18 protein-coding genes are annotated in these 22,399 nt (G+C 59.1%); 10 read left to right on the forward strand and 8 right to left on the reverse strand.

Annotation, left to right across the window (positions count from 1 at the left end; genetic code table 11):
- Positions 1-59: 59 nt before the first annotated feature.
- The gene (locus P4G45_RS02695; RefSeq protein ID WP_348268157.1) at positions 60-527 is read right to left on the reverse strand and encodes a GatB/YqeY domain-containing protein; all 468 of its coding nucleotides are present in this window, start codon (positions 525-527) and stop codon (positions 60-62) included.
- A 77-nt stretch (positions 528-604) separates the two neighbouring features.
- Here P4G45_RS02695 and P4G45_RS02700 point away from each other — a divergent pair, with 77 nt between their 5' ends.
- Positions 605-1,792 carry an alanine--glyoxylate aminotransferase family protein gene (locus P4G45_RS02700; protein WP_348268158.1) on the forward strand — a complete coding sequence of 396 codons (1,188 nt, stop codon included), beginning with the start codon at positions 605-607 and terminating at the stop codon, positions 1,790-1,792.
- 120 nt (positions 1,793-1,912) lie between these two features.
- Entirely contained in the window at positions 1,913-3,529 is a 1,617-nt protein-coding gene (gene serA / locus P4G45_RS02705; RefSeq protein ID WP_348268159.1) for a phosphoglycerate dehydrogenase, read from the forward strand.
- A 165-nt stretch (positions 3,530-3,694) separates the two neighbouring features.
- Here serA and P4G45_RS02710 read toward each other — a convergent pair whose 3' ends face one another.
- The 3 genes from P4G45_RS02710 to rpmE form a co-directional block, all read right to left on the reverse strand.
- Entirely contained in the window at positions 3,695-3,955 is a 261-nt protein-coding gene (locus P4G45_RS02710; RefSeq protein WP_348268160.1) for a hypothetical protein, read from the reverse strand.
- A 2-nt stretch (positions 3,956-3,957) separates the two neighbouring features.
- A complete protein-coding gene (locus P4G45_RS02715) occupies positions 3,958-5,205 on the reverse strand; it encodes a tRNA-dihydrouridine synthase (protein WP_348268161.1) in 1,248 nt (415 codons plus the stop codon).
- Positions 5,206-5,276: 71 nt separating this feature from the next.
- A complete protein-coding gene (gene rpmE, locus P4G45_RS02720) occupies positions 5,277-5,513 on the reverse strand; it encodes a 50S ribosomal protein L31 (protein ID WP_348268162.1) in 237 nt (78 codons plus the stop codon).
- A 230-nt stretch (positions 5,514-5,743) separates the two neighbouring features.
- On the opposite strand from rpmE, the gene P4G45_RS02725 reads away from it, so the two are divergent.
- On the forward strand, positions 5,744-6,499 hold the full coding sequence (locus P4G45_RS02725) for an ATP-binding protein (RefSeq protein ID WP_348268163.1): 756 nt from the start codon (positions 5,744-5,746) through the stop codon (positions 6,497-6,499).
- On the opposite strand, the gene P4G45_RS02730 is transcribed toward P4G45_RS02725, so the two are convergent.
- Positions 6,465-7,463: a DUF72 domain-containing protein gene (locus P4G45_RS02730; RefSeq protein WP_348268164.1), complete on the reverse strand. Its 999-nt coding sequence runs from the start codon at positions 7,461-7,463 to the stop codon at positions 6,465-6,467. The genes P4G45_RS02725 and P4G45_RS02730 overlap by 35 nt on opposite strands.
- Positions 7,464-7,518: 55 nt before the next feature.
- Here P4G45_RS02730 and fdhF point away from each other — a divergent pair, with 55 nt between their 5' ends.
- The 4 genes from fdhF (at position 7,519) to P4G45_RS02750 (ending at position 12,907) form a co-directional block, all read left to right on the forward strand.
- The gene (gene fdhF, locus P4G45_RS02735; RefSeq protein ID WP_348268165.1) at positions 7,519-10,536 is read left to right on the forward strand and encodes a formate dehydrogenase subunit alpha; all 3,018 of its coding nucleotides are present in this window, start codon (positions 7,519-7,521) and stop codon (positions 10,534-10,536) included.
- A 22-nt stretch (positions 10,537-10,558) separates the two neighbouring features.
- Positions 10,559-11,020, forward strand: coding sequence for a DUF1641 domain-containing protein (locus P4G45_RS02740; protein WP_348268166.1), 462 nt, complete (start codon positions 10,559-10,561; stop codon positions 11,018-11,020).
- Positions 11,021-11,243: 223 nt separating this feature from the next.
- The gene (locus P4G45_RS02745) at positions 11,244-12,356 is read left to right on the forward strand and encodes an XdhC/CoxI family protein (protein WP_348268167.1); all 1,113 of its coding nucleotides are present in this window, start codon (positions 11,244-11,246) and stop codon (positions 12,354-12,356) included.
- Positions 12,353-12,907: a nucleotidyltransferase family protein gene (locus P4G45_RS02750; RefSeq protein ID WP_348268168.1), complete on the forward strand. Its 555-nt coding sequence runs from the start codon at positions 12,353-12,355 to the stop codon at positions 12,905-12,907. Before P4G45_RS02745 ends, P4G45_RS02750 begins: the two co-directional genes overlap by 4 nt.
- A gap of 86 nt (positions 12,908-12,993) precedes the next feature.
- Here the strand turns inward: P4G45_RS02750 and P4G45_RS02755 are convergent, their stop codons facing one another.
- The 3 genes from P4G45_RS02755 to P4G45_RS02765 form a co-directional block, all read right to left on the reverse strand.
- Positions 12,994-15,357 (reverse strand): hypothetical protein, encoded by a 2,364-nt coding sequence (locus tag P4G45_RS02755; RefSeq protein ID WP_348268169.1) that lies wholly within the window; start codon positions 15,355-15,357, stop codon positions 12,994-12,996.
- A 119-nt stretch (positions 15,358-15,476) separates the two neighbouring features.
- Positions 15,477-17,540: a S9 family peptidase gene (locus P4G45_RS02760; RefSeq protein WP_348268170.1), complete on the reverse strand. Its 2,064-nt coding sequence runs from the start codon at positions 17,538-17,540 to the stop codon at positions 15,477-15,479.
- Positions 17,541-17,621: 81 nt separating this feature from the next.
- Positions 17,622-18,578 carry an aldo/keto reductase gene (locus P4G45_RS02765; RefSeq protein ID WP_348268171.1) on the reverse strand — a complete coding sequence of 319 codons (957 nt, stop codon included), beginning with the start codon at positions 18,576-18,578 and terminating at the stop codon, positions 17,622-17,624.
- A 673-nt stretch (positions 18,579-19,251) separates the two neighbouring features.
- Here P4G45_RS02765 and rpsL point away from each other — a divergent pair.
- The 3 genes from rpsL to fusA all read left to right on the forward strand — a co-directional run bounded on the left by rpsL (position 19,252) and on the right by fusA (position 22,384).
- Positions 19,252-19,635 carry a 30S ribosomal protein S12 gene (rpsL, locus tag P4G45_RS02770; RefSeq protein WP_014263802.1) on the forward strand — a complete coding sequence of 128 codons (384 nt, stop codon included), beginning with the start codon at positions 19,252-19,254 and terminating at the stop codon, positions 19,633-19,635.
- 94 nt (positions 19,636-19,729) lie between these two features.
- Positions 19,730-20,200 carry a 30S ribosomal protein S7 gene (gene rpsG / locus P4G45_RS02775; RefSeq protein WP_020715236.1) on the forward strand — a complete coding sequence of 157 codons (471 nt, stop codon included), beginning with the start codon at positions 19,730-19,732 and terminating at the stop codon, positions 20,198-20,200.
- A 90-nt stretch (positions 20,201-20,290) separates the two neighbouring features.
- A complete protein-coding gene (gene fusA, locus P4G45_RS02780; protein WP_348268172.1) occupies positions 20,291-22,384 on the forward strand; it encodes an elongation factor G in 2,094 nt (697 codons plus the stop codon).
- Positions 22,385-22,399 lie beyond the last annotated feature (15 nt).

Genomic DNA, 22,399 nt, shown 5'->3' on the forward strand with positions numbered 1-22,399 from the left:
GACGTAGCTTTAGGCAACTGAGCGCGCAGACAGCTTTTTACTTCTTTTCTTCTTTCTTCTTACTTCGCCAACTCTGCCTTTACGATCTCGCTTACCAGCTTGCCGTCGGCTCGCACTCCGCTGGCCTGCAGTCGCTGTTGAACCACACGCATCGCCGTTCCCAGATCCTTGGGGCCGAGCTTGCTTCCATCGTGCGTAAGGTGTGAGATGGCGCCTTGAACAACTGCGCGGATGTCATCTTCGCTGGCGGCCTTGGGCAGGTAGCCTTCGATCATAGCGATTTCAAGCTGCTCTTTTTCGGCCAGTTGAGGGCGGTTGCCCTTGGTGAACTGCTCCACCGACTCTCTCCGCTGCTTGATCAGCGTGGTCAGAATCTGGGTCTCTTCGGCATCGGTCAGGGGCTCACGCTTGTCGATTTCCTTGTTTTTCAGGGCGCTTTTTACCATCCGCAGTGTGGTCAGGCGATGCTCATCGCGTGCCTTCATCGCCGTCACTATGTCCGTCTGAATCTTTTCGCCAATACTCATCGCAAACATCTCCTCAGTCGCTAAACACTTCATTATAGAAAACCCGCAACCGGGCTGGCCGCCGCTACAATAAAAGCATGATCCGCAAAACTCGCCTTTTCACTCCTGGACCGACCCCTCTTCTTCCCGCCGCCCAGTTTGCCATGGCCGCCGCAGACATCCATCACCGCACTGCTGAGTTCCGCGCTCTTTTCACCCGCGTCCTCTCCCAGCTCAAGGATTTCGTCGGTACCACCAACGATGTTCTTATCCTTGCCAGCTCCGGCTCGGGAGCGATGGAAGCCTCTGTTTCGAACCTGACTTCGCCGGGAGATCGTGTTCTCGTGCTGACCGCCGGAAAGTTCGGCGAGCGCTGGACCGGCATCACCAAGGCATTTGGCTGCCACGTCGATGTCGTTGAAGCTCCCTATGGCAGCACCTTTACGCTCGACCAGATCAAGGCCGCTCTCAAGCTTGAAACCCGCGTTGTGTTCGTGCAGGCTACTGAGTCCTCCACTGGCGTCAGCCACGATATCGAAGCCATCGGTAAGCTGCTCAAGGATGAAAAGTCGGAGGCGCTCTTCGTTGTCGACGGCATCACCGGCCTCGGCACCACCCACCTCGACATGGACGCCTGGGGCATCGACGTTCTGATCGGCGGCTCGCAGAAGGCCCTTATGATTCCTCCCGGCCTCTCCTATCTCGCGGTTAGCCCGCGCGCCTGGGACCGTATGGAGTCGACCTACAACCCGCGCTACTACTTCGACCTTCGCAAGGAGCGCAAGAACGCAGCCAAGGGTGAGTCTGCCTACACGCCTTCCGTCGCTCTCATCGCGGCCATGGGCGCAGCGCTTGACTACATCGCTGGGCAGGCTGAAGGCAACCTCGTCGAGGGCCGCAAAAAGCTCGTCGACAACGCTCAGACCTGCGCTGCCATGACCCGCGCCGCTGCTACTGCGATGGGCTTCAGGCTCTTCGCACCCAAGGGCCGTGAGGCTGGCGCTGCTACTGCAATCATGGCGCCCGAAGGTACGGACTCCGGCACCATCGTCAAGGGGCTCCGCTCCAAGTTCGCCATCATCGTCACCGACGGTCAGGGCGAGATGAAGGGTTCGCTCTTCCGCATCGCTCACATCGGCTTCTTCGACTACATGGACACGATCGCCATCATCGGCGCGCTCGAACAGGTAGCTATTGCAGCCAAGCTTCCGCTTCCCAATCTCACCTTCGGCACCGGCCTCATCGCCGCGCAGAAGACCTTCGCAGAAGACCCTACAGTTAAGTAAGAGATCGTTGCTTCGCCATCGTTAGCGGATGCCCTTTCATCGAAGGGCATCCGCAACTAACCCACCAGCAGTACCGAACCGTCTGTACCGTTTCCCGCACTCATGAGGAGTCGCCGCAACATGAAGATCGTTCTCGCCGAAAAAGTCTCGCCTGCCACCCTTGCCGTCTTCCAGCAGGAGCCAGGCTGGAACGTTGTCACGCCCGATCAGATTAAGAACGGCCTCGCCGCCGAACTGGCCGACGCAGACGCTCTCGTCGTCCGCTCTGCCGTTCAGGTGGACGCCAAGCTGCTTGAGTCCGCGCCGAAGCTGCGCGTCATCGGCCGCGCTGGTGTAGGCGTCGACAACATCGACACCCCCGCTGCCACGCATCGCGGCATCGTGGTGATGAACACTCCGGGCGCCAACGCCGTCGCCGTCGCGGAGCTTACGCTTGGCCTGATGGTCTCCATGGCTCGCTCGGTTCCCCGCGCCAACGCCACCATGCACAGCGGCAAGTGGGAGAAGAAGTCGCTGCAGGGCCAGGAACTCCGCGGCAAGACACTCGGCATCATTGGCCTGGGCCGCGTCGGCCTTGAGGTTGCCCGTCGTGCCAAGGCCTTCGGCATGAACCTTATCGGCTACGATCCCTTCATCGCGCCGGTCATCGCGCGCGAGAACGACGTCACGCTCGTTCCTATCGACGAGATCTTCAAAGAGGCCGACTATCTCACCCTGCACGTCGGACTGACCACGCAGACGGAGGGCCTCATCAATGCTACCTCGCTCGCGATCATGAAGAAGGGCGTCCGCATCGTCAACTGCGCACGCGGCGAACTGATTGTCGAACAGGCGCTCGTCGATGCGATCAAGTCAGGCCACGTCGCCGGTGCCGCACTGGACGTGTTCCATCAGGAGCCGCTCAAGGACTCCGCTTTCTTCAACCTCGACAACGTCATTCTCTCTCCGCACATCGCCGGCTCGACCGATGAGGCGCAGGAAGCTATTGGCATCCAGCTAGCGATGCAGGTGCGCGACTACCTCAAGCTTGGTGTGGTGCAGAATGCCGTCAACCTGCCCAGCCTGTCGCACGAGGAGTACATCGAGGTGGCGCCGTACATCGAGATGGCGGAGCGCCTTGGCCACTTCCTCTCGCACGCCACGCCGGGTAATCTCGAGAACATTCAGATCACTTATACCGGACGCATCGCGCAGGGTAAGACCGACCTGATCCGCAATGCGGCTATCGCTGGTGTCTTTGCCGAAGAAGAGTCTGTCAACCGCATCAATGCCGCAGCGATTGTGGCTGAGCGCGGAATTCGTATTCAGGAAGACAAGAAGGAGTTCACGACAGGCGGCGCAGGCAGTGTGCTCAAGCTCGTGCTGCACTCCTCGGATGGCGAGGCCAGCGCTTCGGCGACGGTGCTCCACGGAACATCGCCACGGCTGCTTACCTACGATGGCATCGACATTGAGGCTCCGCTGAACGGAACCCTCGTCGCCATCCGCAACCACGATGTTCCCGGCGTTGTTGGGCGCATCGGGACGATCCTCGGGGAGCACCAGATCAACATCGCCAACTTTGCGCTGGGCCGCTCCAATGGACCTAGCCGCTCGAAGCGCGTTCCGCAGGGCCAGGCACTTGCCGTGGTGCAGATCGACGTTCCGAGCGCGGCTTCGGCGAATGCTGCTGTCGAAGCGCTGCGCAAGGTGGAAGCGATCGCCAGCGTGCGGCTGGTGGAGCTTGGCAAGATCTAGTTGCTGATGGCACTACTAACTTTCAAAGCCGTGAACCGACAAGGTTCACGGCTTTGTTATTGGGGATGGCTACCAGCTCAGGCATGATGTGCCCGGAGATAAAGCAGGTCCTCCGCCTGCGGCGAAGGATGACAATGTTTGGGGTATAGCTTCTCTGAAACTGCGTTAGTGGGGCTTTATGAGGCCGGAGAGAAGATAAATTCCGGCGGTTACAACGGCGGCAGTTGCTCCAACTCCGATGCCGACGAGAACGCCCGAGGTGAGCGCGCTCAGAAGGTTCTGGGTGTCGGCGGGGAACTGGGCGGAATAGTGCCTGTAAAAGAAGAAGCTCGATACGGCGATGGTGAGGATGCCGATGGAGAGGCCAGCCAGAACGGAGATGGCAAGACATTTCGCCCATCGCGCCGTCTTCGCAGGTGTTTGCATCCTTAGGCGAGTATAGCTTCTGCGTTTGCTTCTTCGACCGCTTGCTTCGTTTCGAAGAAGTGCTCAACCGCACCCAGCACCGCCGCACCATTTTTAGAATCGAAGATCTGTTTGCGCAGTGCAGAGCCGCCAGGAACTCCGTGGGTGAACCAGCTGGCGAACTGCTTCATCTTGCCTACACAGTCGCGGTGCCTCTGGTCGCGTGCGATCTGGCCGGAGGCGGTGATCGCAGCAGCACGGGCGGCTTCGGCCTGCTCTTCGATGGCTAACTCGTCGACCATCATTTGAAAGTAGGTGCGGATCATGCGGTAGCGATCATCGTTGGTCGGGTGGTCGTAGGTGCCGACGCCGGTGGCTTCCTTCGATGCGGTGTACTGCGCGATCTGGCGGAAGATCCAGGGATTTGATGGCGCGGTGCGGCCGATCATCACGGCATCGCAGCCGGTGGCGTCGACCATGGCGGCGGCGTCCTCGGGGGTGCGGATGTCGCCGTTGCCGATGACGGGAATCTTCACGGCATCTTTGACGGCGGCGATGTACTCCCAGCGTGCCTGGCCGGTGTAGCCGTCCTCGCGGGTGCGGGCGTGGAGGGCAGCGGCGTTGAGGCCGCAGTCTTCGGCGAGCTTCGCCAGTTCGACGCAGACGATGTTGGCATCGTTCCAGCCGATGCGGAATTTCACGGTGAAGGGAATCGTCACGGCGGCGCGGACGGCCTTGAAGATGGTCTCGATCAGCGGCAGGTCGCGCAGCAGGCCGGAGCCGCCGTTGCAGGCGACGACGCGCTTGGCAGGGCAGCCGAGGTTGAGGTCTACGAGGTCGAAGCCCGCGTCCTGAACGATGCGCGCGGAATCGGCGAGCGTCTCGGGGTTGGAGCCGAAGAGCTGGGCGGAGATGGGATGCTCGTCGTCGTAGTAGGTGAGGTAGCGCTTGCGCTTGGTCTCCCTCATGCGCGAGAGGCCGTCAGCCGAGGTGAACTCGGTCATGATGAGGCCGCAGCCGGACTGCTGGTTCGAGGTTGCTGCCTCCACGTTGGCGGCATTGGAATCGGCGTCAGCGGAGAACTGGCTGGCGTTTTTGATGAAGCGGCGAAAGACTGTGTCGGTGACTCCGGCCATGGGAGCGAGGACGGTCGCGGGAGCGATCTTCACGTTGCCGATGGTGAGGGTCGCGGGGACGCGGGCGTGCTCGGGCATGGGGTGGTCGGCTGGGTTGTCCCAGTGCTTCTGCTCGAGGGTGTAGCGTTTCTTCATAAGGTCAAAACAGGCTTTAGAAAACGAAAGGCCTCCGACAAAGCGGAGGCCTTCGGGTAATGGGTCTCCGCTTACTTGGCGGCGGTTTCTGCTTTGCCGGCGTCGGACTTGGCGAACTTGCGGCGGAAGCGCTCGACACGGCCTGCGGTGTCGATCAGCTTCTGCTTGCCGGTAAAGAACGGGTGGCAGGCGGAGCAGATTTCGAGGACGATGTCGCCCTTGTGCGTGGAGCGGGTCTCAAAGTGGTTTCCGCAGGCGCACTTGACGGTGATGGTGTCGTACTTGGGGTGAATACCTTCTTTTGGCATGAATCGATTATCCTTTGGCTGATTTTGGTGCTGATTAGCGCTTGCCGGGTCGCGGTTCGCTTGCGAACGGTATGGTCACGTCACATCGAATGCCTGTCGCGATGCCGGGCAGACTCGGTTTGGGAGGCTGCGGGCGCTTCTATTATTTTATCCTACTTACTTTGAATACATATATTCAGATTCGCACAGGGGGCAAATCGATTCAGGTGCTGCCATACTAGGGTACGGCGATGATTGAAATTTGTCCGATATGCGAGGGGTCCGGGCTGGAAGTGGTCCGGGAAGAGGGACGGCAGTTTGTGCGCGACTGCACCTGCCGGGTGCAACGGCGGGCGGCGCGGATGCTGGAGCGCACGCGCATTCCAAAGCGCTACGAGAACTGCCTGCTGGAAAACTACGATACGCACTTTCCCTCGTCGCACCGCACGCTGGCCGCGGCGCATCTTCGAGCACGCAAATTCGTGGAGGGCTATCCGGTCGAGACGGCGGGGACAGGGCTTCTGTTGACCGGTTCGATTGGCGTAGGAAAGACCCATCTTGCTGTCGGAATTCTGCAGGCGCTGGTGACGGAGCGCGGGGCGACGGGGCTGTTTTTCGACTATCGCGACCTGCTGAAGCAGGTGCAGAACAGCTATAACCGGCAGGTGTCGGCGACGGAGTTGGAGATTCTGGCTCCGGTGTTCGAGGCCGAGGTGCTCGTGCTCGACGAACTTGGCGCATCGAAGCCTACGGACTGGGTTTGGGACACGGTGGCTCACATCCTGAATACCCGCTACAACGATCGCCGCACTACGATCATTACAACGAACTATGCGAACGTCGGGCCGCTCGGGGTCGAGGCCGGTGTGCGGGTTTCGGCACGTGAGGAGACGCTGGGCGATCGCATCGGCGAACGTATGCGCTCGCGGTTGCAGGAGATGTGCGTTGTCGTTGAGATGCAGGGTGAAGACTTCAGACAAAAGGTGAAACGGGCGAGCTTCGGGTAAAGCTTGTGCCCAACAGCTTGTCTACACGGTCGCGTAGTCCTTGCGCGTCAAAGGGCGCCCGTACCTTGATGTCGTTGTCGAAGTAGACGTAGACGTCCCTGGGGCACACGTCTGCTCCAACGGCGCTGGCTCTGCGGCCTTCCGGCTGTCCGCCGCTGGCCCAGGTAGCGATACGCTGCGCCCATACATCCAGCGCAGCATCGCCATATCCGCTGGCATAGAGTTCTTCTGACCCATGCAGACGGCAATACACAAAATCCGCGGTCACATCCATCAGCAAGGGCCACTCCACTGTGTCGGCGACTACCAGGCCGATGTCGTACTCGCGCAGCAGATCGACAAAGTCCGGGACTACGAAACTTTCGTGCCGAATCTCGACGCAGTGCCGCAGCGGAAGATCTTGAAGATCCTTTTGCACTCGAATGGCCGCGGGATCTTTCATGCGATCAGCGTGGCGACGAGCGAGCGCAGCCGCCTGCTTCAGCGACCGGGGCAATAGCTGGAAGAAGGCAGCAAACCGATCGCGTTCATATTTCATTTGTGGGGGAAACTGCCAGAGTACAGGGCCGAACTTCTTTCCCAGCGCAAGCATTCCGCTGCCGAAATAGTTGGCCAAGGGCACCTGGCAGTTGCGCAGCTTCAGCATGTGCGTGATGTAGCGCGAGCCCTTCAGGGAGAACACCATATCCTCGGGGGTCTCGCTCGCCCATGCGGCAAAGCTCTGCGGCCTTTGCAGCGAATAAAAGGTGCCGTTGATCTCAACGGTATCGAACGCGTTGGCGGCAAACTCAAGCTCGCGCCGCTGCACCAGTCCCTTCGGGTAGAAGACGCCGCGCCAGCCGGCATATCGCCAGCCGGAGATGCCAATTCTCACGCGGCCAGTTGCGCCGCATGCTGCCGTTGTATCGCGGTCCATCTCCGGTTGGATGCAGCAACGCAAATGGGGATCGACGCAAGTTGGCATGCTTTCGGGAAAACGCCTACCATGCTCCCACGCATCTTAAGCTACAGGGGACTTGATGAAACCACTGCTTAACACTCCTGCCGACCATAGTCCGAACACGCAGCTCAGCATCGATGGCCAGCATGTTCCGATTCGATCGGGTGAACTGCTCATCGATGTCATCAATCTCTACGCGATGACTCATGACCGAAAGCCCGTTCCGCAGGTCTGCTACCTGTCGCAGATGGGACCGATCGAGACCTGCGACACCTGCATGGTCAAGGTCAATGGAGAGCTTGTCCGCGCCTGCGGCACGCGTGCCGTCGCGGGGATGGTCGTCGAGACGATGGGGGAGGCAGTCGATGTCGCGCAGCGCGAGGCCTTCGACCGTATCCTGCAAAACCACATGCTCTACTGCACGGTCTGCGACAACAACAACCAGAATTGCACCATCCATAACACCACCGCCGACCTTGACGTGAAACACCAGTCGCGCCCCTACACGCCCAAACCTTACCCGCAGGACCACTCCAATCCCTTCTACCGTTACGATCCCGACCAGTGCATTCTCTGTGGCCGTTGCGTCGAAGCCTGCCAGAACGTGCAGGTGAATGAGACGCTCACGATTGACTGGGAGAGTGATCATCCGCGCGTGCTTTGGGATGGCGGAGAAAAGATTGAAGGCTCCAGTTGCGTCTCCTGCGGTCACTGCGTGACGGTCTGCCCTTGCAATGCGCTCATGGAAAAATCCATGATTGGACATGCGGGGTATCTGACGAATCTTCCTACGCAGGTGCTCGACGACATGATCGATGTGGTCAAAGCCATCGAGCCTCCCATCGGCTACGGTCCCATTCTAGCGCTCTCTGAGGTGGAGTCGGAGATGCGCAATGCGCGGGTCAAGCGGACGAAGACCGTCTGCACCTACTGCGGTGTAGGTTGCAGCTTTGATGTGTGGACACGCGACCGCCACATCCTCAAGATCGAGCCGATGCATGGCCCTGCGAACGGCATCTCTACGTGCATCAAGGGGAAGTTTGCGTGGGATTTCACTAACTCCGATGATCGCCTAACTAAGCCGCTGCTGCGTCAGGGCGACACTTTTGTAGAGATCACCTGGGACGAAGCGCTCGACGTTATCGAGAAGAAGTTTACGCAGGTCAAAAAGGACCATGGCCCCGATGCGCTCGGCTTTATCGCCTCCTCCAAATGCACGAACGAGGAGAGCTATCTTATGCAGAAGCTCGCCCGTCAGGTCGTAGGGACAAACAACATCGACAACTGCTCGCGCTATTGCCAGACCCCCGCATCGAAGGGCCTGCAACGCACCGTCGGCTATGGTGCAGATTCGGGTTCTATCGCCGATATCGAGCAGGCTGCGCTTGTGGTCATTGTTGGCTCCAATACTTCGGAGAGCCACCCGGTCCTCGCCACTCGCATCAAGCGCTCGCACAAGCATCGCGGGCAGCGGCTCATCGTCGCCGATCTGCGCAAGCATGAGATGGCGGAGCGCGCCGATATCTTCATCCGCCCCAATCCTTCGACCGACGAGGTGTGGCTGTCTGCTGTTGCAAAATACATCCTCGACCATAATCTTCACGCCAAAGAATTCATCTCGCAGTGGGTGAACCACTTCGATGAGTACGCCAAATCTCTTGAGCCGTTTACTCTCGAATTCGCGGAGAAGACCACTGGGATTCCCCAGGCCACGCTCATCACGGTCGCCAACGAGATTGCCGCTGCGAAATCCGTTTGCATTCTGTGGGCCATGGGCGTGACGCAGCACTGCGGCGGCTCCGATACATCAACCTGCATCGCCAATTTGCTTCTGCTGACGGGTAACTTCATGCGCACCGGAACGGGAGCCTACCCGCTGCGCGGCCACAACAATGTGCAGGGTGCCAGTGATTTTGGCTCGATGCCGAACGTCTTCTCCGGCTACCAGCATGTGGACGATCCAAATGTCCGCGCCAAGTTCGAGGCCGACTGGGGCTGCACTCTTCCGACCACCAAGGGGCTCGATAACCACGAAATGATCGAGGCGATTCATCAGGGCAAGCTGCGTGTGCTCTACATCAAGGGAGAGGACACGATCACCTCGGACGCCAACGCCAATGATGTCGGCGAGGCCTTCCGCCAGCTTGAGTTCTTCGTCGTGCAGGACATCAACTTCTCCGAGACCTGCCGCTATGCCGACCTCGTCCTGCCAGCTAGCCCCTCGCTCGAAAAGGAGGGCACCTACGTCAGCACCGAGCGCCGCATTCAGCGTCTGTACAAGGCGCTCGAACCGCTGGGCGAATCCAAACCCGACTGGGAGATCATTCAGCTTATTGCCAATAAGCTCGGCGGCAACTGGAAGTACAAGCATCCCTCCGACGTTATGGACGAGGTGGCGCGGCTTACGCCATCGCTTGCCGGCGTCACCTACGAACGCCTCGAAGGCTACAAGTCGCTGCAGTGGCCGGTGGCCGCTGATGGCAGGGACACGCCGCTCTGCTACACCGAGAAATTTCCATTTCCCGATGGCAAGGCGCGGTTTTTTCCACTCGAATACCTCCCGCCTTCGGAAGAGGTCAATGCGACCTATGACCTGCATCTGAACAATGGTCGCCTGCTCGAACACTTCGAGCAGGGAAGCATGACCTACCGGTCCGCTGGAATCAAGGAGATCACGCCCCGTACGTTCGTCGAGGTTTCACCAGAACTGGCCGCCGAACGCGGCATTACCAGCGGCCGCCATGTTCAGCTCACGTCGCCCTATGGCAGAGTCCGCGTGCAGGTGCTGGTCACGGATCGTGTCGAGGGCAAGCAGCTCTACATGCCGATGAATTCGATCGAAGAGCCGGTCAATCTCCTCACCAGCAGCCATACGGATCGTGCGACTCACACGCCTGCCTTCAAGGAGACCTCGGTCAGCATGACGGTGCTTCCTGAACAGGGCGACAATCCGCTGCCGCGCAAGAACTTTCGCTACGGTACCCGCACTCCGCAGAGTGGGGTCGAGGTCGAGCGCAAGTGGGCTCGCGCTGACTACCGCATTCCAGGAAGCTCCCCCAGCGATAAGCTGGTCCAGATCAAATCAACAACGGTATAAAGCGGCTGCAGAGGAGTTCCTTATGTCCAATCCTATCGCCTTCAAACCCAAACCAGTCGATCCGCACCTCGAGCTGGAGCGCCGCCTCCATGCTGCTCCTCGCGAACATGCGGAGGCGCTGCTGGTCGTTTATGACATTCTTCAGGCCGCCCATGACAACGGCCTGCTCGACACCGCTCATGGTCTGATCAGCGCGCGCGACACCATCCTTGGCAAGCTTGCCGAGTACGCCAAAACCCCGGAGGGCGAGACTGGCATCCGTAACATTCTTGCCGCAGCTAAAGTTTTGGGTGCTCTCGATCCTGAGGTTCTCGACCGGTTGTCACGATCGATCGTCACGGCTTCGCATGAGCACGGAGAGGAGCAGAAGCCGCCGAGCCTTTGGCAGCTCTTCAAACGCACGAACTCTGAAGATAGCCGCCGCGGCCTCTCGTTCCTGACGCTTATGCTCGCGGGCTTGGGCAAATCGCTCAAGAGGCGATGACAATCCTGTATCAGGAGGGTCAAATTGTGCAGGAGGCGAAGATAGATAGAGTGGTATCTCCACTGCGCTTCGATCGAGATGACGTGGCTTGGCGAAACCAAAAGCAGGCCCTCCGCTTCGCGAAGGATGACAACTTTTTGATGGCTTCGGTCGTGATGGCGTGTTTTCTTCGCATGTGTGGACCGATGAAGATGGTTTCGCGGGAAAGGACTAAGCTTTTTACATGAGGGAGCGACGGCAGATCGTGGGGCTTTGGCGGCAGGGCGGGAGCGCTGTGCTGGTAACGCTGGTACGGGTTGCGGGGTCAAGCTATCGGCGGCCTGGAGCGCGATTGTTGATCGGTGCGGGTGGGGAGTACGCGGGGACGATCAGCGGGGGGTGTCTCGAAGCCGAGGTGACGCGCAAGGCGGCCTGGATGGTGCGCAATGGCGCGGTGGTGGAACAGTATTCGACGATGTTCGACGATACGGCAGAGATTCCGTTTGGACTGGGGTGCGGCGGGGTGGTCGATCTGCTGGTTGAGCCTGCGGATACTCCCGAATGCGTTGCGCTGCTGGAGGCAATGGAGCGGTCTCTGATTGGCCGGGAGGCAAAGGTGGTGACGTGGCTGCCGGGGGAGGGAAAGGGGCTGCGACGGGTGGTGCTAGGTGAGGATGGGGCGGTGAGGTTCGCGAGCGATGGGCTGAGCGGCGGGAAGGTCGATTGCGCGAAGGAGTTGCTGGAGGGTGGTGAATATGAAGGGCGATTCGTGGAGGAGTTGCGTTCTCCCCAGCGTCTGTTTGTGCTGGGCGCCGGAGACGATGCGAAGCCGTTGGTGAGTATGGCTGCGCTGCTGGGATGGAACGTGACGGTGGCGGATGGGCGGGGACAGTTGGCACACGCAGCGCGGTTTCCTGAGGCCGAGCGTGTGGTGGTGGTGGGGCAGGACGGCGCCGCAGGGTTGGGGATCAGGCGGAATGATGCTGCGGTGTTGATGACACATAGTTATGAACAGGACCGGGCGATTCTGGCTTCGCTGCTGCCGGCTGCTCCCGGCTATATGGGATTGCTGGGGGCGCGGCACCGTAGCAGTCTGCTGGTGAGCGAGGCGGCGGCGATGATTGGCTGGACGGTGGCTGAGTGCTGCGAGTTGATTCATGCTCCCGTGGGGCTGGACCTGGGCGGGGATGGAGCGGAGGCGATTGCGCTGGCGGTGATCGCCGAGGTACAGGCTTTCTGCCAGGGGAAGATCGGGGTTTCGCGGAGACTGACGGCGGAGAGTGTGGCAGAGCAGATTGCGCGGGGTGGCGCTTCACAGTACCTGCAGGTGCAGTGCTCGCTGGCTGAGTCGCGGTGAGCGTTGCGGCGGTGGTGCTGGCGGCGGGGGCTTCACGGCGGCTGGGTTCACCGAAGCAACTTGCGATGCTGTCGGATGAGACGCTGCTGGGGCGAGCAGTGCGAGTGGCGCGGGAGGCGGGCTGCTCTCCGGTGATCGTGGTGCTGGGGGCGGAGGCTGAATTGGTGTCGCGGGGTCTGCCTGAGGATGTCCTGCCGGTCATGAATGAACAGTGGAGGGAAGGCATGGGGGCCTCCATTCGGGCGGGGGTGGGGGCTTGCGAAGGCGCTGCTGAAGGGGTGTTGGTGATGACTTGCGACCAGCCGGCAGTGACGATTGGGCATCTGCGATTGCTGATGGCGGGGAGGGAGATCAAGGCTTCGCGGTATGCAGCGAGGAAAGGAGTTCCGGCGTTTTTTCCGCAGAGGTATTTTGAGGAATTAATGACGCTAAAAGGAGATGTGGGTGCGCGGGAGTTGCTTGCTTCTGCGGAGTTCGTGGATCTGGAAAGTGGGGAGCTGGATGTGGATACGGTGGAGGATTTGGCGCGGGCCCGGGAGATGTTTAGGTAGCCCGTCTTTGCTGCAGAGTGAGGATCAAAAAAATGCAGCCCGCCGAAATTATCCCGGCGGGCTGTTTTGTGGCTGCTAGTGCGAACTTAGGATGTGCTCGCTCTTGGGCGCTGTACCAGCAGATTGGGTACGGCTACGCCACCGTTTATGCCGGGTAGCTTCGGAGCAATCGTCTTGGTGGGCTGATCTGTCAGAGTGGTGCGATCGATGAGATGGACGTCGTTGTCGCCGGAAGTTCCGACAAAGAAGGTGGAGTTATCAGCGCTTACGACTCCTGCTACTGGGGCAATGGCAGAGCCGGAGAGCTGGATGTTGGCGAGGGTCCCAGTTCCGGGTGCGTAGTAGGGTACGACGCTGCCGGTGCCGGTGTAGGTGACGAAGGCGATGCTTGAGTCCGAGGTGGGATCAATGCCCGTGATTGCGGTTGTGGTGACGCCTGGGAGAACAAGGGGAGCGCCGGGGGTCGGATTGAACTTCGTCCCTGCAGGATCGCAGGGGCCGGTTGGAACCCCGGGTGGTGAAAATACGAAATCGGTCAGGCTGTTAGTTGCGACGGTAGCGCCGAGAATATGCAGGCCGTCGTTTGTTGCCGCAAGACGATCAGTGGCCGGGCCGCCGGAGTAGGCCTGAGGATAGAAGACGTTCGAGGTCGTCGGCAGGCCATTGACGGTGGTGGTGGTAGTGATGGGGCATTGACCGCGTGCAGTGGTCGTGGAACCGGCAAGGAAGGCACCCGCGCTGGGCACGGTGATCGCTACGTCGTTTGCCGGATTCGTCAGGGGAACGCTTGTCCAACCAGTCAGCGTTGAATGAACCAGTAGTTGATTGGTAGTGGTGGTGATGTAAACAGTCTGGCTATCGGGAGAGAACTCGGCGTGGGTTCCGACACCGCCATACTGTGTCTGAATGCCTGACGCTGTAGCCGTGGGGCCAGTGGAAGTGTAGAGATAGACCAACTGCCGCGTGGGATCGGTGACTACCAGTGTGGTGTTATCGGGCGATACTGCAAGTACCTGCCCCATAACGGTGGCGTCCTGACCGGAAAGGCTGTTGGTCAAAGCGTTGAATGTCATGAGCTCGTTGGAACTGCCCATGTAGATGGACGAGCCATCGTTGCTGATGACCATTGAATTGGGAACGTAAGGCAGGCGTATTGGGTTGCCAATGACATTGGTGGTGAAGTCCACGGGGACAATGTATTGCGAGCTGGTGCTTCCGATGTAGAGCGCGGTGCTGTTTTTGCCGGGCGCGGTGACCTTGAGTTCGTTGGAGAGGACCGGGGTTCCGTTGCCAAACAGGCCAATCTGGTTGAATGGCGAGGGATTGCACGAAGGCGGCTGGCAGATGGCAGTGATGCCGGCGGCGCCGGGGAAGGGCGGTGTGATGGTCGAAGCGCCGGGAATCGTCGTCGGTGTTGTGGACACGTACTCCAGGGTAAGGCCTGTGAGGACGGTGCCATTCTTGTCCTTCACGATGGTATTGAGCGGGAGTTGATTGTTGGGGGTAACCGTTGCGTCGCCACTAAAGCCGGGGGCTGAAAGCGCGATCGAGACCGGCGGGCAGGTAGAGAAGAAGCCGGCCGAGCTGCCGGCGTTGGCGAGGTTCGAGGTGATGATGGTCGATCCCGGGGCCTGCGCGGTGGCGACGCCGTTCTGATCGATGGTCACAATGGATGCGGTCTCTGGCGTAAAGGTGGGGTGTCCAACCTGGCAGCTGATGTTTTTCTGCGACGCACCTGTTCCGGCATAGACACGAGCCGCGAGCTGGCCTGTGCTTCCCTGCGAGAGGCAGGCATTGGCTACATAAGACGTGCTGGTTGCCAAGGGCGTGGTGCAGCATCCGTTGGCGGGGTTGATGGTGCAGCTTGTCGCGGACGTGGAGTAAGCCGCAGGACTGCAGTTGGTTGCCGGATCAGGACCGTTACAGTTATTGGGATCGGTCGGATCGGACGACGAGGGAGGGCCGAGGACGACGTTGGTGACGGTGGGATGCACGTACACAGGTAGCGGATTGCTGTTGGTGCCGCCGCCGCTGGCGATGATCGAGAACGTCCCGCTCGTGGTCGCTGGAATGCAATAGGTGAAGTCCGCGACGCCGGCGCCGGAGTTTCGGTTCCAATGACCCGCGCAGATGCGGCCCGTCGTGGGCTGCACATCGACGATCGAGAGGCTCTTGTCGGTGGTGCCGTAGGTGTAGGAAGGGACGCTGACCGTATTGCCTTTGCAGTCCGTCGCCGCGGGTGGGCTGATCTGTCCGATCGAGCCGTAATTAAGCGAAACGCCATAGACCTTCGGCGACAGCGTAATCGTCGTGACCTGACCAACAACGGGGCCGGAATCTCCTCCATTGCAAAACTGCACTGCTGCAGCTTTCTTTGCGCAGCCTGAGATCGAGATACCAAAAGGGATCGTAAAAAGAAGAAGAATTACTAAGCCAACGAACCTACGCATTGAACCTCCCCGTCCAACCGGAACCTCAGTTGAACGGTCTCACCGCACTCTGAATTACCGAAGCACCAGTGTAAAAGGTGGGGAGATGGGAAGCAAATGCGAAGAGCAGGGATGAGGACTCAGGGCATTTCGGTTTCGAACCAGTTGAGGGCGCGTTCGAGTACGTCGCGGCGGTGATCGGCGTTGACGAAGTGATGGCCTTCATCGGGGTAGACGACGAGTTGCGTCTTGACGCCTTCGGCGCGGAGGGCGTGCCAGAACTCGAAGCTCTGGGGAGCGGGACATTCGCCGTCGCGATCGCCGACTACGAGCAAAGTTGGGGTCTTTACGTTTTGGATGTAATTAATGGCGGAGCTTTTTGCGTAGATGGTTGGGTCGTCATAGACAGATTTGCCGAAGAAGGGAATCATCCACTGATCAATGGAGTTTTCGCCGTAATAGCTCTTCCAGTCGCTGATGCCTGCTCCGGCTACGGCTGCTTTGAAGCGGGTGGTCTGGGTGACGCTGAACATGGTCATGAAGCCGCCGTAGCTCCAGCCGGTGATGCCTTCGCGGGACTTGTCGATGGGGAAGCGCCTTTCGAGGAGGTCCATTCCGCTAAGGGTGTCGCGCAGGTCACCGTAGCCGAAGTCCTTGACGTTGGCCTGGGTGAACCTTTCGCCCTGGCCGAAGCTGCCGCGCGGGTTGGGCATGAAGACGAAGTAGCCGAGGGCGGAGAAGGGGACGCCACCGTAGCCTACTTCCGGCCAGCGGGGGGTGACCGCGGCGGAGGGGCCTCCGTGGACATAGACGAGGAGAGGATACTTCTTCGCGGGGTCGTAGTCTGCGGGGTAGAGGAGCCAGCCCTGCACTTTGAGGCCCTCATTGGTCCAGTCGATGTTCTCGGACTTGCCCCAGAGAAGTTTCAGGTCGTCGTTGAGATGCGTGATCTGCTTGAGATCGTTGATGGGACCGGCCCAGACCTCGGGAGCTTTTTCAAAGGAGCTTCGGACGAGAGCGACGTTGCGGTTGCGGGACGTGGAGATGCTCATGACCAGCTCGCTTGCCCAGATGGTCTCGGGAAAGGTGATGTCGACTGCTTTGATGTCATTGCCTGTCTTCACGTTGATGGACGCGATGTGGGTGCTTCCACCTGCATGCTCAGCGAGGTCTATGACCTCCGGAGAGAGCCAGTGGATGAATGCTACGGAGGTGGGTCTTCCGGGGGTAAGGTCTTGCGGCTCGCCACCTGTAGGCGGGATTAGATAGATGTCGCCGCCGGTTGAGCCCTGGTCGCTCATCAGGCCGCCGATGAAGGCGATCTGCTTGCCATCCGGCGACCAGCGAGGGACAGCGATTTGAAGGTTGTGCAACGAGCCGGAGATTTCGGAGGGGTTGAGGATCGGTTGCGGAGTTGCTGACTTGTCTGCCGTTTGCACATAAAGCTGGGCGACCCACCAATTGTTTTCGCCGGGAGGATTGGCGGCGATATAGGCAAGGCGCTTTGAATCGGGTGACCAGTCGAACTCGTAGACGTGCAGGTTTGCCGGAGAGATCTGTGAGACGGTACTGGTGGCAATGTCTACTGCGGCTATTCGCTGGACTTCGACGCCGTCCTCGCCGATGACGCCGCTCCACGGCTTCATCGCGGCGAGCGCGCCGGCGTTGCGTGTGGCGTTTTCGACGAAGAGAAAGCCGATCGAGTGACCATCGGGCGACCATGCGGGCATATCGATTTCGCCGGTAACCCGGGTGAGTTGTTTGCACTGGCTGGTCTTTTTGGACCAGATGAAGATTTGCTCCTGATCCGGCTTGTCTCCTTTGGCGGCACAGGTTGATTCGAAGGCCAGCCATTGGCCGTCGGGCGACCAGATGGGATTTTCGTTGGAGCAGTCGGTTGCTTCAGCTTCTGTTCGAAGGATGGTGTCCTTTGCGGGGTTCGCTATGTCGGTAAGGTGAATCTCGGTTCCGTCTGACGTTTCCACTGACCATGCCACGATCTTTCCATCGGGAGAGATGGCAGCTTCGCTTGGATTCCGGGTCTTGCCGATCATCTCGATCAATGAGCCGATGCGCGCGTCTTGCGGATGCGCTGCGCCCGTCTCCTGCGCGCAGAGCGGCTTGGCGACGGCGAGGAACAGAATGAACGTGGAGACAGTCAGGAAAGTGGCCGAAACGCGCAGTCGGATGCGAGCGAAATTCATGCGAAAAGGCTAGCACGGACGCATGCAGTGCCTCTTCCGACAGGATGAATTTGACGTCAAGCTCCCGGGACGAGGGCGGTGCTATACGTCGTTTCCAAGGTGGAAGATTGGCTCCACGCCGGTCGCTCGGGCCAAGAGTGCCTGCTCCTCGTGTTGTTCAAGAGGCTTGTAGTTTTGAGCGACGTCCATTGCGAGGCGGAAATATTTTTCGTCGCCCGGAGGCAGCGCAGCCGTGACGGGGTGCCCAAGCGTCCAGCGCAGTCCAAGCGAAGCCTCGTCGGGGAAGGCCGCAGGCTGATACCAGCACTTTGGCTCAGGATGATTTTGTTTCTGGTCGGCAGGCCAGACTGTCTTGGCCATCGACTTCAGGGCCAGGATGCCTATGCCTTTTTCCTGCGCACGCTTGAGAATCTGCGGGCCGAAGTTCGCCTGCGAGAAGAGCACAAAGTTCACGGGGAAGAGCACAGTATCGAAATTGTAGCGATCCATCGCTGCCAATGCGGTCTCGGCTGAGTGCACTGAGAAGCCGATGTAGCGAATCTTACCTTCCTTCTTCGCCGCTTCCATCGTCTCCATTGCGCCGCCGGGGCCTAGAACTTTGTCCAGGTCGGTCATCTTTGTCAGCGCGTGGAACTGGTAGAGATCGACGTGATCGGTCTTGAGCAGTCGCAGCGATTCTTCCAGCTGCTTGCGCGAGTCATCCTTCATTCGGCCTTCGGTCTTGCAGGCGAGGAAACAGTTCTTGCGATAGGGTGCGAGCGCGGGGCCCAGACGCTCCTGCGCGTTGCCGTAGCTGGGGGCGATGTCGAAGTAGTTCACGCCGCGGTCCACGGCCTCGGCAACGATATTCTTCGACTGGCTGGGATCCTCGTTCATGACGACGATGCCGCCAAATCCGATGATGGAGAGATGCTCCCCAGTCTTGCCTAGAGGACGACGCGCAATCTGATTGGTTGGTGTAGCAGCACTAGAGATTCTGGTAGTGGCGGCAGCGGCAGCGGTAAGCGCGCTCTGCTTCAAGAATTCACGACGTTCCATAGGAGGACCTCGTCAGAAGAATTGTTCTAAATCGCCAGCTTGCTGAAAGTATTCTCTCAGACCTGGAGTGTATGTGTGAAAAGGCGGAAAATAATCTATTTCCTCCTTCCAGAGACAGGCGTGCAGCGTCACTCAAGGAGCTGGAAGGTATCCCGGATTTATTGGTTCGAAGTGGACAATGAGAAGTCTCAGGAATTTGTTGACGGAACGCCAGGGAATTGCTATTGTTAGAAGGTTCCGCGAGTATCCGGATTGCGCTGTCAACTACCGTTGGCGTGCAAATGGGGTGGAGACATACCCCGCTCAGGCAAAGAATATCCGCTTGGGTTACACTGGATACAAGAGATTTCACCGCAGGACATTCCTCAGGTTCGATTCGGAATGTCGTAATCTGCGGCCTATCGCAATCGTGCCTGCGACACCCTCCACCCAGGATGGGCTATGCGGGCCGGGACAGCGAAACGGAGTCGGCTCTTCCTTTAGTTGGGAAATACGCTCGGCCACCGTCGACTGTTTTCGTCTGGTTATAGTTTTACAGACGCGAAGCAGGGCAGATCTTCGCAAGAGGCGCTTCAGCGTCCTCATTCTTTTTGTGTGTAAAGCACAACTTGCGAAGTCACTCACCCTTCTGCGCGGCTGACAAAAGTTTAGGTTGCAATACCAAGGAGTTCGAGTGCCTACGTTCCATCAGCTCGTTAAGCAGGGCCGCACGCCCACCCGTTATAAGACCGCCAGCCCGGCATTGCAGGGTTCGCCCCAGCGCCGTGGAGTCTGCACCCGCGTTTACACCCAGACCCCGAAGAAGCCGAACTCGGCCCTCCGTAAGGTTGCCCGTGTTCGCCTCACCAACGGGATCGAGGTCACGACCTATATCCCGGGCATCGGCCACAACCTGCAGGAGCACTCGATTGTGCTGATTCGCGGCGGCCGTGTGAAGGATTTGCCGGGCGTTCGCTACCACGTTGTTCGTGGAACCCTGGACTCGGTCGGTGTTGCCAATCGTAAGCAGAGCCGCTCGAAGTACGGCGCAAAGCGTCCGAAGGCTGCTGCCAAATAAACCCTGCGGTTCGCCGCATGAATTTTAGATTTTGAAACCTAAGTTCAGGCCTTGAGAAGTCGACGGTCCTGAAGGAAGACGAGAAGAGAAAGCAATGCCCAGAAAAGGCTATATCGCGAAGCGTGAAGTTGCACCGGACCCGGTGTACAACTCGACCCTGGTTACAAAGTTTGTCAACTCCATGATGTGGGGCGGCAAGAAGTCGACCGCGCAGGGCATCTTCTACACTGCCATGACCAATCTGGAGCAGAAGGGTGGCGACGAGGCCCTCAAGCTGTTCAAGAAGGCGATTGAGAATTGCAAGCCTTTGCTCGAAGTTAAGAGCCGCCGCGTTGGCGGTGCGAACTATCAGGTACCGATCGAAGTTCTGCCAGAGCGCCGCACCTCGCTTGCGATTCGCTGGCTTGTAACTTATGGCCGCGCCCGTGGCGAGAAGGGCATGGTGGAGAAGTTGACGGCCGAGCTGCTCGACGCCGCCAATGGCCGTGGCGCTGCAATGAAGAAGAAGGAAGACGTTCACCGCATGGCTGAAGCAAACAAGGCGTTTGCTCACTATCGCTGGTAAAGAAAGAGCTTTCAGTAGAAGCTCCTGTCTTCACGTATTGTCTTAACGCATTTTTACAGCGAACAGAAGTTCGCAGATGAGAGATTGACCGTGGCACGCACTACACCTCTGAATCGTTGCCGGAACATCGGAATCATGGCGCACATCGACGCCGGCAAGACGACGACGACCGAGCGCATCCTCTTCTATACGGGCATTACGCACCGTATCGGCGAGGTGCACGAGGGCACTGCGACCATGGACTGGATGGAGCAGGAGCAGGAGCGCGGCATTACGATTACGTCTGCCGCTACGACCTGCACCTGGAAGGGCATCCGTATCAACATCATCGATACTCCCGGCCACGTAGACTTCACGGCCGAGGTGGAGCGCTCGCTGCGTGTGCTCGATGGGGCTGTCGCCTGCTTCGACGCTGTGGCCGGTGTTCAGCCACAGTCGGAGACGGTCTGGCGTCAGGCTGACAAGTACAAGGTTCCCCGCATCTGCTTCATTAATAAGATGGACAAGGCTGGCGCGGATGCAGTGTATGCCACTTCGACCATTGTCGATCGTCTTGGCGCTCGCGCGGTACCGATCAATATTCAGATCGGCGCCGAGGCAAAGTTTCTTGGTGTGATCGATCTTGTCACGATGAAGGCGATTCTGTGGCATGACGAGACGATGGGCGCGGAGTACTCGATCGAAGAGATTCCCGCCGAACTGCTCGACAAGGCGAAGGAAGCCCGCGCGCATCTCATCGAGGCAGTTGCCGACTCCGACGACGAGATCATGCATATGTACCTCGAAGGCCAGGAGCCAACCGAGGCGCAGCTCAAGGCTGGCATCCGCAAGGCGACCATCGCGATGAACATCTTCCCGGTGCTCTGCGGCTCATCCTTCAAGAATAAGGGCGTTCAGACGCTGCTCGACGCCGTGGTGGATTATCTGCCCAGCCCCCTCGATATTCCCGCTGTTGTCGGATCGAACCCCGACAACATGGAAGAGAAGATCATTCGCAAGGCTGATGATAGTGAGCCATTTGCCGCGCTGGGCTTCAAGATTATGACCGACCCGTTTGTCGGTCAGCTTATCTTTATCCGTGTCTACTCCGGCCAACTCAAGACTGGTGATTCGGTCCTGAATCCTCGTACGGGCAAGACCGAGCGCATTGGCCGCCTGTTGAAAATGCACGCCAATAAGCGCGAAGAGATTACGGAAATTCTCGCCGGCGATATCTGCGCGGCGGTCGGTCTCAAGAACCTTGTGACCGGTGACACGATTTGCAGTGACAAGCACCCGGTTGTGCTCGAGTCAATCGACTTCCCCAAGACGGTTATTGAAGTCGCGGTGGAGCCGAAGACAAAGGCCGACCAAGAGAAGATGGGCATGGCCCTCGCCAAGCTGGCGCAGGAAGATCCCACCTTCAACGTCCACACCGACATCGATTCGGGTCAGACAATCATTGCCGGCATGGGCGAGCTGCACCTTGAAATCATCGTCGATCGCATGATGCGTGAGTACAAGGTTGAGGCCAACGTCGGTAAGCCACAGGTTGCTTACCGCGAGACCATCCGTTCCAACTCGGACGCGGAAGGCAAGTACATTCGTCAGACCGGCGGTTCGGGTAACTACGGCCACTGCAAGATCCGCATCAGCCCCAACGAGCCCGGTAAGGGTTACGAGTTCTCGAACGACACCAAGGGCGGCGCGATTCCCAAGGAGTACATCAAGCCGATCGATCAGGGCATTCAGGACGCCATGCTGCGCGGCATTCTTGCCGGTTATGAGATGGTCGACATCAAGGTATCGCTCTACGACGGCAGCTATCATGACGTCGACTCGAACGAAATGGCATTCAAAATTGCTGGCTCCATGGCCTTCAAGGAAGCTGCCCGCAAGGCGAAGCCAGTTTTGCTTGAGCCAGTGATGGATGTGGAAGTTACGGTCCCCGAAGAGTATATGGGTACGATTATCGGCGACCTGAACAGCCGCCGTGGCCGCATCGAAGGTATGGAGATGGTTGGCGGCACGCAGGCGATCAAGGCGACAGTTCCACTGAGCACCATGTTTGGTTATGCGACGCACATGCGGTCGTCCACACAGGGCCGCGCTAATTACTCGATGCAGTTCAAGCAGTATGAAGAAGCGCCGCGGTCGGTCTCGGAAGAGATTATCGCCAAGGTGCAGGGCAAGGACAGTAAGTAAGCTGTTGCCGCGATG

It is taken from the genome of Edaphobacter paludis (assembly GCF_039993895.1).
Classification (GTDB): domain Bacteria; phylum Acidobacteriota; class Terriglobia; order Terriglobales; family Acidobacteriaceae; genus Edaphobacter; species Edaphobacter paludis.

Excerpts from the sequence above, each read along its gene's own strand:
- P4G45_RS02740 (WP_348268166.1), top strand. The coding sequence starts at position 10,559 with ATGTCCAATCCTATCGCCTTCAAACCCAAACCAGTCGATCCGCACCTC.
- P4G45_RS02700 (WP_348268158.1), top strand. The coding sequence starts at position 605 with ATGATCCGCAAAACTCGCCTTTTCACTCCTGGACCGACCCCTCTTCTT.
- rpmE (WP_348268162.1), bottom strand. The coding sequence starts at position 5,513 with ATGCCAAAAGAAGGTATTCACCCCAAGTACGACACCATCACCGTCAAG.
- P4G45_RS02715 (WP_348268161.1), bottom strand. The coding sequence starts at position 5,205 with ATGAAGAAACGCTACACCCTCGAGCAGAAGCACTGGGACAACCCAGCC.
- P4G45_RS02725 (WP_348268163.1), top strand. The coding sequence starts at position 5,744 with ATGATTGAAATTTGTCCGATATGCGAGGGGTCCGGGCTGGAAGTGGTC.
- rpsG (WP_020715236.1), top strand. The coding sequence starts at position 19,730 with ATGCCCAGAAAAGGCTATATCGCGAAGCGTGAAGTTGCACCGGACCCG.
- fdhF (WP_348268165.1), top strand. The coding sequence starts at position 7,519 with ATGAAACCACTGCTTAACACTCCTGCCGACCATAGTCCGAACACGCAG.
- P4G45_RS02695 (WP_348268157.1), bottom strand. The coding sequence starts at position 527 with ATGAGTATTGGCGAAAAGATTCAGACGGACATAGTGACGGCGATGAAG.
- P4G45_RS02710 (WP_348268160.1), bottom strand. The coding sequence starts at position 3,955 with ATGCAAACACCTGCGAAGACGGCGCGATGGGCGAAATGTCTTGCCATC.
- P4G45_RS02765 (WP_348268171.1), bottom strand. The coding sequence starts at position 18,578 with ATGGAACGTCGTGAATTCTTGAAGCAGAGCGCGCTTACCGCTGCCGCT.
- P4G45_RS02745 (WP_348268167.1), top strand. The coding sequence starts at position 11,244 with ATGAGGGAGCGACGGCAGATCGTGGGGCTTTGGCGGCAGGGCGGGAGC.
- serA (WP_348268159.1), top strand. The coding sequence starts at position 1,913 with ATGAAGATCGTTCTCGCCGAAAAAGTCTCGCCTGCCACCCTTGCCGTC.
- P4G45_RS02730 (WP_348268164.1), bottom strand. The coding sequence starts at position 7,463 with ATGCCAACTTGCGTCGATCCCCATTTGCGTTGCTGCATCCAACCGGAG.
- P4G45_RS02755 (WP_348268169.1), bottom strand. The coding sequence starts at position 15,357 with ATGCGTAGGTTCGTTGGCTTAGTAATTCTTCTTCTTTTTACGATCCCT.
- P4G45_RS02760 (WP_348268170.1), bottom strand. The coding sequence starts at position 17,540 with ATGAATTTCGCTCGCATCCGACTGCGCGTTTCGGCCACTTTCCTGACT.